Genomic DNA, 16,318 nt, shown 5'->3' with positions numbered 1-16,318 from the left:
TTCTATTCCGAAAACCGGCTACCACTTTTCGCTAACGCGGTCCTTCGGTTCGGGATCATGCTCTCGCCCCTCGCAATGGCATGGAAGAACGTGCCGCTGACATTGCCGCGCCGGTAGCCCGAGGCGCCGAGCGGATTTCCTTGACCGTCGGCGAGGTCGGCCAGCGGCTCGTCATTGCCGGTCGCAATCATCTGCGCGTAGTGGAATTCATGGCCGCGGATCAGCGTGCCTTGGCTGCCGAGCGGACAGCCGGACCGCAGCCGCGCCTCGCGGTAGCCGAGATTCATCTTGCGCTTGGCGAAGCTGGTCGAATGGCCGAGGAGGCCAAGCATCCGATGCGTCTCGCCCGACGCGTCCTCGAGCGCTTCGCCCAACACCATGAAGCCGCCGCACTCGCCGTGCACCGACCGCGTGGTGGCGAACCGAGCCATGCCGGCCCTGAAATTCGCCGCGGCCGCGAGGCGGCCGGCATGAAGCTCGGGATAGCCGCCGGGCAGCCAGCAGACATCGCAATCGTCGCCTGGCGCCTCATCGGTGAGCGGCGAGAAGGGAACGATCTCGGCGCCGGCCTTGCGCCAATGCGTGGCAACGTGCGGATAGAGGAAGGTGAAGGCGGCGTCCTCTGCCAGTGCGATGCGCTGGCCGGGCGGCGGCAGCGCGTCGTCGAAATTGCCTGGCGCGGGCGTGAATGGCGCCGCCAGCGCCATAATGGCGTCAAGGTCGAGCGAGCGCTCGACCATGTCGGCCAGCCGGTCGAGATGCGCCATCAGATTCTCATATTCGCCGGCCTGGACGAGGCCGAGATGGCGCTCGGGCAGGTTGAGCGAGGGATCGCGCAGGATGGCGCCGACGACAGGCAGGCCAAGTGCCTCGATGGCATCGCCGCATAGCCGGCGGTGGCGCTCGCTGCCCAGCCGGTTGAGCACGACCCCGGCCATGCGCACATCGGGGTCATAAATAGCAAAGCCCTTGGCGACGGCCGCCGCCGTGGTCGACTGTCCGGAGACGTCGAGCACCAGCAGCACCGGCAGGCCATAGAGCCGGGCGAGATCGGCGGCCGAGCCGGAACGGCCCGGAGCAGCAGGGATCCCGTCGAACAGGCCCATGGCGCTTTCGAGGAAGATGAAGTCGGCGTCCTCGGTCGCTTCGCCGGCCAGTGCGTTGAGCAGGGCGGGCGGCATTGCCCAACTGTCGAGATTGATGCCGGACAACCCGGTGGCGGCGGTGTGGAAGCCGGGATCGATATAGTCCGGGCCGGATTTGGCGCCGCGCACTTTCAGGCCGCGCCGGGCGAGGGCGCGTAGAATGCCGATGGTGACGCTGGTCTTGCCCGAGCCCGAGCGCGGCGCGCCGATGATGATGGCGCGGGTCATGGCTCACCCGCCAGTGCCGCGCGCATCCCGACGATCCCGCCGACGACGATCAGCGCCGGCGAGGTCAGACCGGCGGCCGCTGCCTCTTCCGCAATCGTGGCGAGCGTGGCGACGACGATACGCTCCTGCGGCGTCGTCGCGGCAACGATGACCGCGGCGGGCGTCGAAGGTGGCAGGCCGCCCTCGATCAGCGAAGCGGCGATCAGCGGCAGGTTGGCCATGCCCATATAGATGACCACCGGCTGGCCGGTGCGGGCGATTGCCGCCCAGTCGAGATCATCATCGGTGCCGGCGGCATGGCCGGTCGCCAGGATCAGCGCCTTGTTGATGCCGCGCATGGTGCCGGGAATGCCGGTCGCGGCCAGCGCGCTGAGGCCGGACGTCAGGCCAGGCAGGATGCGGAACGGGATAGTTTCCCCGGCCAGCGCCAGCGCCTCTTCGCCGCCACGCCCGAAAATATAGGGGTCGCCGCCCTTCAGCCTGACGACGCGCCGGCCCTCGCGCGCCAGCCGGACCAGCAGAGCGGTGATGTCGTCCTGCTTCATCGACGGCTTGCCGCCGCGTTTGCCGGCATAGAACAGTTCCGCGCCCTCGGCGACAGCGACGACTTCTGGCGAGACCAGCGCGTCATAAACCAGCGCGTCGCACTGTCCGAGGGCGGCTAGCACTTCCAGCGTCAGGCAGCCGGGATCGCCAGCGCCGGCGCCGGCCAGCCAGACATGCCCGGGCTCAAGCTGGCGCGGCTTGAAGTTTAGCCGGGTGAGCGCCTGCTCGACCGTAGTGTTTCTGTTGCTGCCGCTCACAATCCGTCCCGTCCGCGAAAGCGTCGCTGGTAGTGCGCGTCGTACAGTGAACTTTCGCCAAAGCCTTCGGCCGCCCGCGAGCGGCCCACGAAGATGATTGCCGTGCGTTCCATCGGATCGGCGGCCAATTGCGCCTCGATGGTGGCCAGCGTGCCGGTCAGCACGCGCTCGTCCGGCCAGGAGGCTCGGAAGACGACCGCGACCGGGCAGTCGGCGCCGTAATGCGGCGTCAGCTCGGCGACGACGCGGTCGATAGCGTGGATGGCAAGGTGGATGGCCAGCGTGGCGCCGGTGCGGCCGAAGCCGGCCAGCGTTTCGCCGGGCGGCATTTTCGAGGCGCGGCCGGAGATGCGGGTCAGCACCAGGCTTTGCGCGACTTCTGGAATGGTCAGCTCGCGGCGCAGCGCTGCCGCCGCAGCGGCGAAGGACGGCACGCCCGGCGTCAGCGTATAAGGAATGCCGTGCTTTTCCAGCCGGCGGATCTGCTCGGCAACGGCGCTCCACACCGAAAGATCGCCGGAATGCAGGCGGGCAACATCATTGCCGGCCGCGTGGGCGGCCAGATATTCGGCCTCGATCTCGTCGAGCGACATCGGCGCGGTGTCGATCAACCTCGTTCCGGGCGCGCAGTGCTGTAACAGCTCCGGCGCGACGATCGATCCGGCATAGAGGCAGACGGGACAACTGCCGAGCAGTCGGCTGCCGCGCAAGGTGATGAGGTCGGCAGCACCGGGGCCGGCACCGATGAAGTGAACGGTCATGCCGCATCTCCGCTGATGGCGATGGCGCAAGTGACGGCACCGAGCACGGTGCGCGGCCCGAGCAGTTTTGCGCCTTTGCCGGCGGCGGCAAGCGCCGACGCTTCGGAAACCGACGGCGTGCCGGCATGCTCCTGCGATAGGTCGGAACGGCTGGTCGTAGATGCGGCTTTGAGTTCATCCTGCTCGACGACGATCACCGGAAGGCGGAGTTCGCGTCCGGCGGCGAAGATTGCCGCTTCATCCTGCTTGAGAGACGTGGTCGCGAGGGCTGAAAGCGCGGGCAGGGCAAGCCCGTGCGCTTCCAGAGCGGTTTCTACCGCGGCAAGCACGTCGCGCGCGCTGACGCCTTTGCGGCTGCCGATGCCCGCGACCATCATGGCTTGACCCAGCTCCATTGGGTAACTGGCATGGCCGGCCGCCACCCCTGCATCGAACCGACCGGCGAAGCACGGGATACAGCGATGCGGGTGAGTTCGCCGCCGTGCGCGGCGTGACGGGAAAGCAGCAGCGCCTCCATCTCCAGGGTCACCGCATTGGCGACGAGCCGGCCGCCGGCAGGCAAGGCATCGACGGCTCCCTCCAGCACGCCGGCATCGCTGCCGCCGCCGCCGACGAAGATCGCCGCGGGCGTCTCCAGCCCGGCAAGCGCTTGCGGTGCCGAACCTTCGACGACGGTGAGACCGGGAACGCCGCAGGCCGCGGCGTTGCGTCGGATGCGGGTGGCACGGGCCGGATCGGCCTCAACGGCGATGGCGCGCATGGAGGGATGCGCCAGCATCCATTCGATGCCGATGGAGCCCGATCCGGCGCCGATGTCCCACAGCAGTTCGCCGCGTCTTGGCGCGAGAGCGGACAGCGTGACGGCGCGCACTTCGCGCTTGGTGATCTGGCCGTCATGCTCGAACAAATGATCGGCAAGTCCCGCTGTCAGCGGCACGATGCGCGCTTGCGAAGTCGATTCAACTTCGATCGCGAGCACGTTGAGCGGGTTGATCTTTTCGAGGTCGAAAGTGCCGGCGCTCGCCGAGCGCAGGCTTTCGTTCGGCCCACCCAGCGCCTCCAGAACGGTCAGCTGCGAGGCGCCGAAGCCGAGCTCTGTCAGCAGACGGGCAATCGCTCCCGGTGCATCGCTGTCCGAGGTCAGCGCGAGAATGCGGGTGCAAGGATGCAGCAACGGCCGGATCAGGTCGAGCGAGCGGCCATGCAGCGAAATGGTCTCGACGTCCTGCAGCGCCCAGCCCAGGCGTGAGGCGGCCAGCGAAAAGGCCGAGGGCGCGGGGATCACCCGCATACCCTCTGCCGCGACCTTGCGGGCGAGGGTGACGCCGACACCGTGGTAGAGGGGATCGCCGGAGGCCAGCACGCAGACGCGTCTGCCGGAGAGCGCCAGCACGTCGCGCATCTCGGCATCGAAAGGTGTCGGCCAGGCGCGCGCTTCACCTTTGGCGAGCGACGCGACGAGGGCAAGGTGGCGCTTGCCGCCGAAGACGAATTCGGCCTCCGCGATCAACTGCTTGGCCTCGTCGCCGAGACCCGTTACACCGTCCTCGCCGATGCCGATGATCGTGAGCCACTTTGAGGTGAGCTTGGCGCCGCGCGGAGCTTCAGCAGGCATAATGACCCACCGCATACTGATCCTCGGCGGAACCACCGAAGCCCGGCAAATGGCCGGAAAGCTGGCCGCGCGCGCGGATATTTCGGTCATGCTGTCGCTGGCCGGCCGCACTGAAAACCCGGCCGCGCAGGGGGTGCCGGTGCGGGTCGGCGGCTTCGGCGGTGCCGGCGGGCTGGCGGCGTATCTCCGCCAGAACAAGATCGACCTGCTGATCGACGCCACGCATCCCTATGCGGCGCGAATCTCCGCCAATGCGGCGGAAGCAGCGCGCATGACCGGCGTGCCTATCGTTGCGCTCAGGCGTCCCGGATGGGAGGCGGTCGAAGGTGATCACTGGATGTTGGTCGACACCGTTGCCAGCTCGGTGACGGCTTTGGGACCGGTGCCGCGCCGCGTGTTCCTGGCGCTCGGGCGACAGGAGGTCGCTGCCTTCAAGGCCGCTCCCCAGCATCATTATCTCATCCGCAGTGTCGACCCGGTCGAGCCCAGGCTCGCTGTGCCCCGCGCGAGCTATCTCTTGGCGCGCGGGCCGTTTCGGGAAGTCGACGAACATGCACTGCTTCTGCAACACCACATCGAATTCGTTGTTTCCAAAAACAGCGGCGGCGAGGCGACCTACGGCAAGATCGCGGCGGCGCGAGCGCTGGGAATCGAGGTGGTGATGATCCGCAGGCCGGCGCTGCCGGACGTCACGTCGGCTGAGACCGTCGAATCTCTTGCCGCGATGGTCGATCATGTTCTGGTCGGTCATGTTCTTGGGCCCGCTGCCGAACGCGGCGTGTAGACCAGCGCGGCCTTGTCACCCCGCTTGATGATCCTGGTTTCCGGCGAGCCGATGATGATGCAGGTCGACATGTCGGCCTTCGCGGCATCGGCGTCGGCCAGCAGAAAAACCTCGATGCGCTCGTCGGGACGGCCGGCGGCACGGCCGAAGATCACCGGCGTGGTGCCGGGCAGGATCGCAGCAAGGCATTCGAAGGCGCGGCCTAGCTGCCATGGGCGCGCCTTGCTGATCGGGTTGTAGAGCGCGATTACGAAGCCAGCGCCGGCTGCCGCCAGCAGGCGTAGCTCGATCAGATCCCACGGCTTCAGATTGTCGGACAGGGAGATGGCGCAGAAATCATGGCCGAGCGGCGCGCCGATGCGGGCAGCGACGGCGAGCATGGCGGTGATACCGGGCACGATGGCGATGTCGACCGCGCGCCATTCGGGTGGGCCCGCCTCCATCGCCTCGCAGACGGCCGCGGCCATGGCGAAGACGCCGGGATCGCCGCCCGACACGACGGCGACATCGTGGCCTTCCGCAGCCTTGAGCAGCGCGTCCCTGGAGCGCGCGAGTTCCTCGCGATTGTCGGAAGCGACGCGAATCTGGTCGGGGCGCAGATCGAGCCGGTCGAGATAGGGTTTATAGCCGTAGAAGAATTTTGCCTCGGCAACGGCGCGGGTTGCCTCCGGCGTCACCTGGTCGGCGTTGCCGGGCCCGAGGCCGATGACAGTGAGGCGGCCGCTCATGCTTCGGCTTTCAATGCGCTTGGCCGGCCCGACCAGCCGGCCACCAGCACGATGGCGAAATAAGGCGCCTGGTCGTCCTTTTTATCGGCCAGCCGCATCGAGACGCCGCCCGGCATGGTGCCGCGCTCGACATAGATGGCCCGCGCCAGCTTGTCGGTTGCCTCCAGCGCGCGCCTGATCTTGGGCAGGTTGCGGCCGACCTTCATGATCACCGCAGCGTCGGTATCGGCGAGGCGACGCGTCAGCTCGAATTCGCTCATGGTGCCCGGCAGCACCGTCAGCACGTCGTCACCCTGGACGATAGGCAGGCCGGTCGCCGACCAGCAGCCGGACATGGCGGTGACGCCGGGAATGACTTCGCTCGGAAAGCGGTGCGCCAGCCGGACATGAAGATGCATGTAGGAGCCGTAGAAAAGCGGGTCGCCTTCCGAAAGCACAGCGACCATCCTGCCGGCGCTGAGGTGCGCGGCGACCTTTTCGGCCGATTGCTCGTAGAAATCGGTTATCTGCGAGCGGTAATCGCTGTGGTCCTTGTCGATCTCGGTCGTCACCGGGTAGAGCAGCGGCAGTTCGATCAGATCAGGGCGAAAATGCGCGCCGACAATGGCGCGCGCATTGCTGTTGTTGCCGCGCTTGGCGAAATGCGCGACGACATCGGCCTCGGCGAGCGCGCGCGCTGCCTTCAGCGTCAAGAGTTCCGGGTCGCCGGGTCCGGTGCCGACGCCGACAAGCCTGCCTTTTGCAATCGTATTCATAGGCCCGGCCTCGCCAATGCATTGAGTGCGGCGGCGGTCATGGCGCTGCCGCCCAGCCGGCCGCGCACGATGGCGTAAGGCACGCCATAGGAATTTTCGGCCAGCGCATCCTTCGATTCGGCGGCACCGACAAACCCGACCGGCATGCCGATGATCGCCGCCGGCTTCGGCGCGCCGTCGCGCAGCTTTTCCAGCAGATAGAAAAGGGCTGTCGGCGCATTGCCGATGGCGACGACCGAACCAGCCATGCGCTCGCCCCACAGGTCGATCGCGGCGGCCGAGCGGGTGTTGCCGATCTTTTTCGCGATGTCGGCGGTCCGCGGATCGCGCAGCGTGCAGATCACCTCATTGCCGGCCGGCAGCCGGGCGCGCGTGACGCCATGCGAGACCATCTGCGCATCGCAGAAGATCGGCGCGCCGGCCGCCAGCGCCGTGCGCGCGGCGGCGACGAAATCGCTCGAGAAAACGAAGTGCCTGCAAGCATCGACCTGGCCGCAGGCGTGGATCATGCGGATAGCGATTTCGGCCTCGGCTTCGGAAAAGCGCGAAAGGTCGGCCTCGGCGCGGATAATGGCGAAGGAGCGCTCGTAGATCGCCGTGCCATCATGGATGTAGTCGTAGGCGTTCTGGGCGGGCATGCTCATTCCTGTCGGTAGATTTCGGTGATGCCGGCCGCGCCGAGCCTTGCCAGGCAGGCGGCAGCAGTCTCGCCGGAATGTCGTGCGCTGCGGATCGCCGCTGCAACGCGGCCGATGCCGTGCGCGGCGTCGTAGCCCGGCCTGTATCCGGCGGGCAATGCCTTTGCCGTCCCGTCCACGACAAGTCCGGCTCCGTTTTCGCCACCGACCAGGGTCAGCGCCGCCGGACCGGGATGGGCACAGCCCTTGGCGCAGCCGGAGATGTGCAGCGTCAGCGAGGAATCAAGGATGTCGCGGTTTTCTGTAGCGATGATCTCGGCGATGTCGCGGGTGGCGATCCGGCCGGAGGCGCAGGCGGGTGCGCCGGGGCAGGTGGCGATCCTGGTGCGCGGATCGGCTCCGTCGGTGACAAAGCCGAGGGCTGCGGCGGTTTTCTGGAGTGAAAGACATGCGGCTGGGGAGAGGCCAAGCAAAAGCAGCGCGCGACCCGGCGCCAGGCGGATTTCGGTGGTGCCGAGGGTGAGGGCGTATTGGGTGAGATTGATAAGTTTTTGCGCTGGTATGCTGCCGAACGGCAGACCGATGCCGAGGGAGGTACTGCCGGCTGCCAGATCGAAAACTCCGATGGGCCGGCGATCCTTCGCGCCCCCCTCTGTCCTGCCGGACATCTCCCCCTCTAGGGGGGAGATTGCGCCTTCGTCTCCGATCTCGCCAATCGCCGAAGGTGCTGGGGGGAAGCCGCCGGCGAAGCTGCCGATCTCCCCCCTTGTGGGGGAGATGTCCGGCAGGACAGAGGGGGGCGCGACGGATCGCCAACTTGCGAGAGATCTCAGCTGCCTCGCCGTCAAATCCCGCGCATGGGCATCGCGGCCCTTTTCGGCAACCATCCTGAGAATGGCGACGGCGATGTCACAAGCCGCATCTTCCTCGGACATCGCCAGCGGCGTGGCACCCTGCGCATCTCCGGCGAGCGATACCCGCCACTTAATTCCGTCGGCGGCCCGCACCCCGACCAGCCTGACATCGGCCGTAACCGCATCCATCGTCAGTTGCCCGCGGCCGTCAACAATCACCGACACCTTCGGGCCAAGGCGTTGCGTAACACCGGCGTCCTCAATTGCCGCCCGAATCCGCTGCGCCATTGGGCGCGGGTCGGCTATCTCCTCCTGGTCGAGCCCGGCCAGCGGGCCGGTCTCGACCGGCACGCCGGTGCGCACCGCGATGCCGAGCACATCGACCTCCATCGCCAGCAGCCGCGCGCTTGCCGGCGTCAGGCCGCGGATCTGCAGGCTGCCGCGGGCGGTCACTTCCATGATACCGTTGCCATGGCGCAAGGCGGATTCGCAGAGTCCGATCAACGATTTCGGCAACAGTCCTCCAGCGACCGGATTGAGCCGCACCAGCAGCCCGTCGCCGGTCTGCATCGGCGCGGACAAGGCAGGGCAGGCGCCACGGCGCGAGAAAGCGTTCATGCCGCCACTCCCAGAGCTTGCGCTTCGGCAATCAGTGCGGTGAGATCGTCATCGATCGAATTGCGCAGCGGATGCCAGAGCCCGCGCCGCCGTGCCGACAGCAAACGCTCGGCAATCACCTTTGCCGCCGCCGGGTTCTCGCGCAGGATGAAGGCGCGCACCACGGGGTCGCCAAGATAGGCGTCGTGCATCGCCTCGATCAGCGTGCCCGATATGGCATGGGTAGTCTCAGCAAAGCCGACCAGCCGGTCGACCGTCTCGGCGAATTCCGAGGCGCCGCGCGGGCCATGACGCATCTGGCCGGCGATGAAGCGCGGGTTGACCGCGCGTGCCCGCACGACGCGCGACACGGCCTCCCTGATCGAGCGCGGCTTCGGTCTTTGCGGGTCCGTGGTGTCGAGCACGATCACGTCGGCGTTCTTGCCGAGCGCGGCAAGCGCTGCCGAAAAGCCGCCGATGAAAGCGACGTCGGCCGAGCCTTCGAGGATGTCGCGGCCGGGGTCGTCGCCGGTATGAACCAGAAGGTCGGCCTCGGCGAGGCGGCCCTCAAAAGCGCCGGGCGCCGAAATGCCTTCGCCCTCGGAGCCGCCATAGGCGTGCGAGGTGGCGGCGAGATACGTGCGGCCGATCTCTTCGCGCGCGGCCCAGTCGCCGCTCGACAACAAGTCCTCGATGCCCGCGCCGTAAGTGCCCGGCGAGGTGCCGAAAATGCGCGGGCTGATCTTGCCGTCGATGCGGGTCCTAGCGGCGAGCGGGTTTTCCGAATCGTCCTCGTCGCGGGTCGCCACCGCGTTGGCCGCGGCGTCGATCAGCGCGATCTGGGTCGGGAACATGTCGCGGAACAGGCCCGATATGCGCCAGGTGACATCGATGCGCGGACGGCCGAGTGTTGCCGGCGGCAGCACGTCTATGCCGGTAATGCGGCCGGTGGCGGAATCCCATTGCGGCCGGCAGCCCATCAGCGCCAGTCCTTGCGCGATCTCCTCACCGCCGGTGCGCAGCGAGGCCGAGCCCCACAGGTCGATGACCAGCGAGCGCGGCCAGTCGCCATGCGATTGCATGTAGCTGCGGACCACTTCTTCCGCTGCCATCTTGCCCAGATCATAGGCGGTCGGCGTCGGCATGGTACGCGGGTCGGCGGTAAACAAATTACGGCCGGTCGGCAGCACATCGCTCCGGCCACGCGCCGGCGCACCGGCCGGACCGGCAGCGACGTGGCGGCCGTCGAGGGCGGCAAGCAGCGCGGTTTTTTCAGCTGCCGCACTTTGCCGGCGCAACGGATCGGTTTCGCCTTCGGGCGAGCGGCCGTAAATGTGCAGGCCGTCCTTGATGGCGAAATCCTTGAGATCGCAGAGCCAGGCGTCGATGCGGCGCAAAGCCTCGTCGGCTGCGTCGGTCCTGGCGACGCCTGCCTCTGAGGCGAGGCCGGTCTTTTCCGCCGTCTCGACGATCAGCTTCGCCAGGCGATCGCGGCGGCGGCGGTCGAGCCCGTCGGCCTGGGCATATTCGTCAACCAGTCGTTCAAGCCTGTGCTGGTTTTCGTCCAGCCCGGCGCCGGTCAGCGGCGGCGGCAGATGGCCGAGCGTGACGGCGGCAATGCGCCGCTTGGCCTGCGCTGCCTCTCCCGGGTTGGAGACGATGAAGGGATAGATGACGGGCAGGGGACCGGTGACTATCTCGGGAAAGCAGTTTTCGCAGAGCGCCACGGTCTTGCCGGGCAGCCACTCCAGCGTGCCGTGGGCGCCGACATGGACAATTGCATGGATGCCGAGCGACTTGCGCAGCCAGAGGCCAAAGGCGACCAGCGCATGGCGCGGCGGCAGCGTCGGGTCGTGATAGTCGGCGCGGCGGTCGGCTGAGCGCCCGCGGTCAGGTGCGAGTGCCACGGTGACGTTGCCGAAGGTGGCTGCGCGGAAGGCGAATTGTTTTTCGCTGACCAGCAGCGAAGGTTGGCGTTCTGTCGCGCCCCCCTCTGTCCTGCCGGACATCTCCCCCTCAAGGGGGGAGATTGCGCTGTTGTCTCTACTTTCGCCAATTACCGAGGGCCTTAAGGGAGAGCCGGTGGCGGAACTGCCAATCTCCCCCCTTGAGGGGGAGATGTCCGGCAGGACAGAGGGGGGTGCCTCGCACAAACCTGTCTCATCTTCTGGATTTCCCCATGCGGCTTCCACCGCAGCGATGGCCGACGGCGGCAATTCCGTCGAGAAGGTCAAATACTCCTTCAATGCCAGCCCATGGCCGCCCTTTTCCAGCGTCTCCAGCAACTCGCGCGGCGTTTGCGGAATGCTTTCAACGGCGTAGCCCTGTTCGCTGAGGTCGTGCAGCATTGCCAGGACGCTGGACGGCACGTCGAGACCAACCGCGTAGCCGGTGCGACCGGGGGCGCTCGGATAGTCGGGGATCAGGATGGCGAGCTTGCGCTCCGCACGCGGCGTCCGCTGCAGGCGCACGAAGGCCTCGACACGGTTCGCCACTTGCGTCACGCGGTCGGGCTCAGGCCGGTTGGCGAAGGCGCGGAAGGCCAGCGCCGGGTCGGTTTCGCTTTCGCCCTTGAATGAAATGGCGCCGGCCAGGATGCGGCCGTCGAGCTCGGGCAGGACGACGTGCATGGCAAGGTCGGCGGGCGCCAGGCCGCGCTGATTGGTTTGCCAGATGTCGCGGCGGGTGGTCGCGACGATGACCTGGAACACCGGCACGCCGGCGCGGTCGAACAGGGTTTCGACACCGGGCTCGGCACCCGAGGCGAAAGCTGTGGCGGTGATGGTGGCGGCAGGCTTCAGGGTTGCGAGCGCGGTTTCGACAAAGGCGAGCGACGCCGGGTCCTTGAGGCTGGAGACGAACATAGGCACGGGAGCCATGCCGCGGTGGCGCAGGGCTTCGAAAAGCGCGTCGATGGGCGCGACATCGGCGGCGAGCAGCATCGAACGGTAGAAGAGAATTGGCACGACGTCCCCCTCCCCCTCGAGGGGACCCGCAGGGCCGGGTGGGGTCGTCACGGCAGTGCGGGACGTTTTGTGTAGGCGCGCTTCGGAGAGGACCTCACCCCCGGCCTGCGGCCGGACCCTCCCCTCGAGGGGGAGGGGGACGCCGCGTTCTACGACCCCTAGTCCCGGATCGTAAAATCCCGCCTTTGGCACGCTAACAGGTTCGGCTACCGCGGCACCCGATCCAGCGAGACTTGCCAGCCTCTGCACCAGCGCCGTCATATTTGCCGGCCCGCCCTCGCGGAAATAGCCAAGCAGGCCGTCCAACTCCTCGCGCGGCAGCGTCGAGCCTTCGATCAGCCGCAAATCCTCGTCGTGGCTCTCGCCGGGCAGCAGCGCCAGCTTGATACCGCGATTTCGCGCGATAACGGCGAGCTGGTCGCAGCCATAGCGCCACCACTCGTAGCCGCCGAGGATGCGGACCAGAATGACCTTGGCGTGGCGGGCGACACTGTCGATCCACAGGTCGACGGACATCGGATGGCGCAGGTCGCGCAAGGCGGCGAGCCGCATCGACGGCAGGCGGTGCGCATCTGCCTTCCACGCCGCCGCCAGCCCGGCCAGGTCGCTGTCGGTGAAGGACAGCGCCACGACATCCGCAGGCGTTTGCCTGAGATCGACAGGCTCGGCGAGATCGTCGAGCGAGGCGGATGTGGTGGGGAGGATGTGCATCGCGGCTCGTACCTGGGGTCAGCCGGCGAGGATACGCTCGATGGCCGGGCGGTTCAGCCCTTTCAGCCCGATGACGACGAGGCGCGAGCGGCGGTCGTCTTCAGCGGTCCAGGCGCGATCGTAATAGTGGTTGACGCGCGGACCGACGGCCTGCAGCAGGAGCCGCATCGGCTTGCCGCCGACTTCGACGAAACCCTTGACGCGCAACACGTTTTCTTCCTCCGCCGCCGTGGCGACCCGTTGTGCGAGCTCGTCCGGGTTGGACACGGACGCGATGTCGATGACGAACGAGTCAAAATCGTCATGTTCGTGGTCGAGCTCGTCGTCGTGGTGGGTCTTGCGGTTCTCGATGTCGTCCTCGACGGCGAGGCCGAGGCCGAGCAGCACCGACGGGTCGACCTTGCCTTGCGAAGTCGGTACGATCTTCACCGCCCGCGCAACGTGCTTGCCGATGACGGCATTGGCACGGGCCGAGCCGGCTGCGTCCATCAGGTCGCTCTTCGACAGGATGATCAGGTCGGCGCAGGCGAGCTGGTCCTCGAACACTTCCTCGACCGGATCGTCATGGTCGAGCGTCTCGTCCTGCGCGCGCTGGGCCTGCAGGGCGTCCATGTCGTTGGCTACGCGGCCATCAGCCAGCGCCGGTCCGTCGACCACGGCAATGACGCCGTCCACCGTCACGCGGCTTTTCACCGACGGCCACTGGAAGGCCTGGACCAGCGGCTTGGGCAAAGCGAGGCCGGATGTCTCGATCAGGATGTGGTCGACCCTCGGCGTCAGCGACAGGATCTGGTCCAGCGCCGGGACGAAATCATCGGCGACGGTGCAGCAGATGCAACCATTGGCCAGCTCGACGATGTTTTCCTCGGGGCAGGTGTCGATGGCGCAGCCCTTCAGGATCTCGCCGTCGATGCCGATGTCGCCGAACTCGTTGACGATGATGGCCAGGCGCTTGCCTTTGGCGTTTTCGAGCAAATGGCGGATCAACGTCGTCTTGCCGGCGCCGAGAAAGCCGGTGACCACGGTGCAGGGAACGCGCGAAAGGGAGGCAGCGGTCATGTCAGGTCCTTCAAAAGGTCAAGGGGAGGGATGCGGGCAACCAGGCCGCGCTTCAGGCAATCGGGACGGCCGCGCCATGGAATGAGCCCATCCGTCGAGTTGGCGAACAGCTTTGCCCCGGTGACGAGATCGGCGCCGCTGGTCGTGATCAGATCACCGAAGACGTAGCTCCAGCAGCCGTCGCGCAGCATGGCCGCGCTGAGCCGGCGCTTGCAATTGCCGAGGCATTCGACGGTGCGGATTTTGATGTTGTCGCTGGAAGCAGCGCGGCGCGTGTCCTCTGCGAGCAGTTCGCCGGCGCGCGGATGAGCGTCCGAACCGGTCTCGTCACGGCAGGACGAGCAGACGATGACGGTAACGCCGGCCGGGGAATCACCATGGCCGGACAATAAATCCGCTGTCTCAGCCGGAAAACTGCTGTCGCGTTCCAAATCAGGCTCCTTGCCCGGAAAACCCGCCAGGCGATCGGATTCTTAGGTCCTAGACGGCAGGTCTCCTGGCTCGCGGGTCATCGCCTGGGTGCCGCCTTCCCGGGAATATCCCAGTGGTTTTCGGCCTTGGCTCGTCGCTTACAGTTGCGGGGACAGCCGCGGATTTGAAATCGAGATTTCGCACCGCATTCCCTCTTGGCCCCTGCCGTTGCGGGCAGGGGACCGTCTGGAACGGATTTAGGCTTGTGGGGGTAGTCGTGTCAACGCACGTCTATGGCGGGTAATGGATCAGTTTGAAATTCCGACGTGAGTCCGCGCCACGCTATGTAGCGCGATAGCACAATATGTATCCGCTCCTTTCAATCCAGGTATCTATGAAGTTGCGGCATAGGTGCTGACCCAGCCTGTAACGCTCGGAATAGCCGGCAAATACGAGAACTACGAGGACCGCCAAGAGGACAAACTTAGTTCGACGGCGGATAGTTATAACGCTTTTCATAAGGGCCACGCACCATCGGATTTTCAGCTTCCTTCCCCTCGATCAACGCCACAATGTCGCCGATCTCCCAAAGCTTGCCTTTGCGAGTTCGTTGGGATCGCGTGGGCGCTTGGGGTGCTTGGTCATCGTATTGCTTTGCTAGCAGGACTGCGGTAGCTGAGTTCGCATTCCGGGTTGGCTTGGTGATGCTCGAAATGTGCGCGCATGCCATTGACCGATGCTCTGTGCACCTTACCCAGCTGCTTGCATGAAGCGCATCGCACGCCGCCGTTCATTCCGGCGACGTCCTCGACGGGGCTCAAATGCCATATTCCGTTTTGAACGATTTCTACGTGCGACCTGTCCGGTGTAGCGATTTCTCGATCATAGCGTAGAGCTAGCCAAAGCGCAGGTAGAAAAATCTCCGAAATTTCAAACTGCCCACTACCCTACGGCGGCAACATCCGCGAGCGGCCGGCCCAAATCGCCGGCAGCGGTCACCTCGATGCGTTCCAGGCCGAGCCAGCCCTGCATCTGCTTCAATTCCTTGAAGAGTTCGGCAGCGGTTTGTGGCGGGGCGCCGGGCTCCGCATAGGCGGCATGGACGCGCAATACGCCGGCCGGACGGTCGGCCCTGAGGTCAACGCGCCCGACGATGCTGTCGCCGAGCAGGAATGGCAGCACATAATAGCCATACCGGCGCTTTTCGGCCGGCGTGTAGATCTCGATGCGGTAGTGGAAGTCGAACAACCGCTCCGTGCGCGATCGTTCGAAGACGACAGGATCGAACGGCGCGAGCAAGGCGCGCGCCTCGATCTTGCGCGGCAAACGGGCGTCCTTGTGGAGATAGGCTGTTTTGTTCCAGCCGTCGACGCTCACCGGCAACAGCTCGCCGGCCTCGACCAGCTCCTCGATGCGGCCCTTGATGTCGGCGGGCGAGAGGCGGAAATAGTCGCGCAGGTCGCCTGCCGTGGCGATGCCGTGGGCTCGGGCCGAGATGCGCAGCAATTCGCGGTGAGCGTCTTCGGGGAAGGGCGTTGGCAGACTCAGTATTGTTGGCGGCAGCACGCGCTCCGGCAGATCGTAGAACCGTTCGAAGCCGCGGCGATGCGCCGTGGTGATGCGGCCGGCCCAGAACAGCCATTCGAAGGCGTGCTTGGCATGGCTCCAGCCCCACCAGCCACCCGAACCCTTCTGCCCTTCGAAAGCCGACGCCGCGATCGGGCCTCGTTCGGCGACCTCGCGATAGATGTCTTCGATATAGGCGGCGTGCTCGCGGCCCCATTTGGCCAGTCCGCTGTACATTTCGTCGCCGCACTCGGCCCGCTGCATGCGCCAGCGCATCAGCGGATAGGTCTCGACCGGCAAGAAGGAGGCTTCGTGCGCCCAATATTCGAAGACCATGCGCTTGCGCGTTACGGCGGCGTCGTCGAGCAGCGCCAGCTTGTAGGGGCCAAGCCGCGAATAGAGCGGCATATAGTGGGCGCGCACCACGGCGCTGACGGAATCGATCTGCAGCAGGCCGGTACGGGCAAGTACGCGGGCCAGATGCCGGCGGTCGGGTGTACCGGTGGGTCGCGGGTCACTGAATCCCTGCGCCGCGAGCGCGATGCGGCGGGCCGTGGCAAGCGAGATTTTTTCCTTCATGAAGGCGGCATCCGGACGATTTTAGACAGAGAAAATGACCTGCGATTCCGTGCCATGCTAACAGGGTTTTGTCGGCATCCATGTCAGGAGAGAAAAGTGGAGTAAAAAGTGAAGGAAA

At 66.3% G+C, this 16,318-nt stretch carries 15 protein-coding genes and 1 riboswitch; of the genes, 1 reads left to right on the top strand and 14 read right to left on the bottom strand.

What is annotated here, in order from left to right:
* Nucleotides 1–2: 2 nt before the first annotated feature.
* Genes NKH99_RS18335 through cbiE form a run of 5 tightly spaced genes read right to left on the bottom strand, consistent with a single transcriptional unit; the run spans nt 3 to nt 4,552 of the window.
* Complete coding sequence (locus NKH99_RS18335; protein WP_352926780.1) at nt 3–1,373, bottom strand: cobyrinic acid a,c-diamide synthase CobB; 1,371 nt, start codon at nt 1,371–1,373, stop codon at nt 3–5.
* The gene (gene cobA / locus NKH99_RS18330) at nt 1,370–2,176 is read right to left on the bottom strand and encodes a uroporphyrinogen-III C-methyltransferase (protein ID WP_353014898.1); all 807 of its coding nucleotides are present in this window, start codon (nt 2,174–2,176) and stop codon (nt 1,370–1,372) included. The genes NKH99_RS18335 and cobA overlap by 4 nt, the downstream gene beginning before the upstream one ends.
* The gene (gene cobM / locus NKH99_RS18325; protein WP_353014896.1) at nt 2,173–2,937 is read right to left on the bottom strand and encodes a precorrin-4 C(11)-methyltransferase; all 765 of its coding nucleotides are present in this window, start codon (nt 2,935–2,937) and stop codon (nt 2,173–2,175) included. The genes cobA and cobM overlap by 4 nt, the downstream gene beginning before the upstream one ends.
* Nucleotides 2,934–3,314 carry a cobalamin biosynthesis protein gene (locus NKH99_RS18320; protein ID WP_352767859.1) on the bottom strand — a complete coding sequence of 127 codons (381 nt, stop codon included), beginning with the start codon at nt 3,312–3,314 and terminating at the stop codon, nt 2,934–2,936. Before NKH99_RS18320 ends, cobM begins: the two co-directional genes overlap by 4 nt.
* A complete protein-coding gene (cbiE, locus tag NKH99_RS18315; RefSeq protein ID WP_353014894.1) occupies nt 3,311–4,552 on the bottom strand; it encodes a precorrin-6y C5,15-methyltransferase (decarboxylating) subunit CbiE in 1,242 nt (413 codons plus the stop codon). The genes NKH99_RS18320 and cbiE overlap by 4 nt, the downstream gene beginning before the upstream one ends.
* A 1-nt stretch (nt 4,553) precedes the next feature.
* Between cbiE and NKH99_RS18310 the strand changes: the two genes are divergently transcribed.
* A complete protein-coding gene (locus tag NKH99_RS18310) occupies nt 4,554–5,336 on the top strand; it encodes a cobalt-precorrin-6A reductase (protein WP_352817146.1) in 783 nt (260 codons plus the stop codon).
* Here the strand turns inward: NKH99_RS18310 and NKH99_RS18305 are convergent.
* The 9 genes from NKH99_RS18305 to NKH99_RS18270 all read right to left on the bottom strand — a co-directional run bounded on the left by NKH99_RS18305 (nt 5,300) and on the right by NKH99_RS18270 (nt 16,200).
* Nucleotides 5,300–6,064 (bottom strand): precorrin-3B C(17)-methyltransferase, encoded by a 765-nt coding sequence (locus NKH99_RS18305; protein ID WP_352919440.1) that lies wholly within the window; start codon nt 6,062–6,064, stop codon nt 5,300–5,302. The genes NKH99_RS18310 and NKH99_RS18305 overlap by 37 nt on opposite strands.
* Complete coding sequence (locus tag NKH99_RS18300; protein WP_352817140.1) at nt 6,061–6,819, bottom strand: precorrin-2 C(20)-methyltransferase; 759 nt, start codon at nt 6,817–6,819, stop codon at nt 6,061–6,063. Before NKH99_RS18300 ends, NKH99_RS18305 begins: the two co-directional genes overlap by 4 nt.
* On the bottom strand, nt 6,816–7,463 hold the full coding sequence (locus NKH99_RS18295; protein ID WP_502893717.1) for a precorrin-8X methylmutase: 648 nt from the start codon (nt 7,461–7,463) through the stop codon (nt 6,816–6,818). The genes NKH99_RS18300 and NKH99_RS18295 overlap by 4 nt, the downstream gene beginning before the upstream one ends.
* Nucleotides 7,460–8,929 (bottom strand): precorrin-3B synthase, encoded by a 1,470-nt coding sequence (gene cobG / locus NKH99_RS18290; RefSeq protein WP_352768851.1) that lies wholly within the window; start codon nt 8,927–8,929, stop codon nt 7,460–7,462. Before cobG ends, NKH99_RS18295 begins: the two co-directional genes overlap by 4 nt.
* The gene (locus NKH99_RS18285) at nt 8,926–12,585 is read right to left on the bottom strand and encodes a cobaltochelatase subunit CobN (RefSeq protein ID WP_353014891.1); all 3,660 of its coding nucleotides are present in this window, start codon (nt 12,583–12,585) and stop codon (nt 8,926–8,928) included. The genes cobG and NKH99_RS18285 overlap by 4 nt, the downstream gene beginning before the upstream one ends.
* 18 nt (nt 12,586–12,603) lie before the next feature.
* Nucleotides 12,604–13,644, bottom strand: a complete 1,041-nt coding sequence (gene cobW, locus NKH99_RS18280; RefSeq protein WP_352617406.1) for a cobalamin biosynthesis protein CobW — start codon at nt 13,642–13,644, stop codon at nt 12,604–12,606.
* Nucleotides 13,641–14,075: a DUF1636 family protein gene (locus tag NKH99_RS18275; RefSeq protein ID WP_353014889.1), complete on the bottom strand. Its 435-nt coding sequence runs from the start codon at nt 14,073–14,075 to the stop codon at nt 13,641–13,643. The genes cobW and NKH99_RS18275 overlap by 4 nt, the downstream gene beginning before the upstream one ends.
* Nucleotides 14,076–14,113: 38 nt before the next feature.
* A riboswitch (cobalamin riboswitch) is annotated at nt 14,114–14,317 on the bottom strand.
* A 379-nt stretch (nt 14,318–14,696) separates the two neighbouring features.
* Nucleotides 14,697–14,900: a hypothetical protein gene (locus tag NKH99_RS32750; RefSeq protein ID WP_502900080.1), complete on the bottom strand. Its 204-nt coding sequence runs from the start codon at nt 14,898–14,900 to the stop codon at nt 14,697–14,699.
* 97 nt (nt 14,901–14,997) lie between these two features.
* Nucleotides 14,998–16,200, bottom strand: a complete 1,203-nt coding sequence (locus NKH99_RS18270; protein ID WP_353014887.1) for a winged helix-turn-helix domain-containing protein — start codon at nt 16,198–16,200, stop codon at nt 14,998–15,000.
* Nucleotides 16,201–16,318 lie beyond the last annotated feature (118 nt).

Origin of the sequence: Mesorhizobium sp. M0854, from assembly GCF_040319815.1 — a bacterium.
GTDB lineage: Bacteria > Pseudomonadota > Alphaproteobacteria > Rhizobiales > Rhizobiaceae > Mesorhizobium.
Note: the sequence above shows the minus strand (reverse complement) of the source record. Positions and strands in the feature narration are given on the sequence as shown.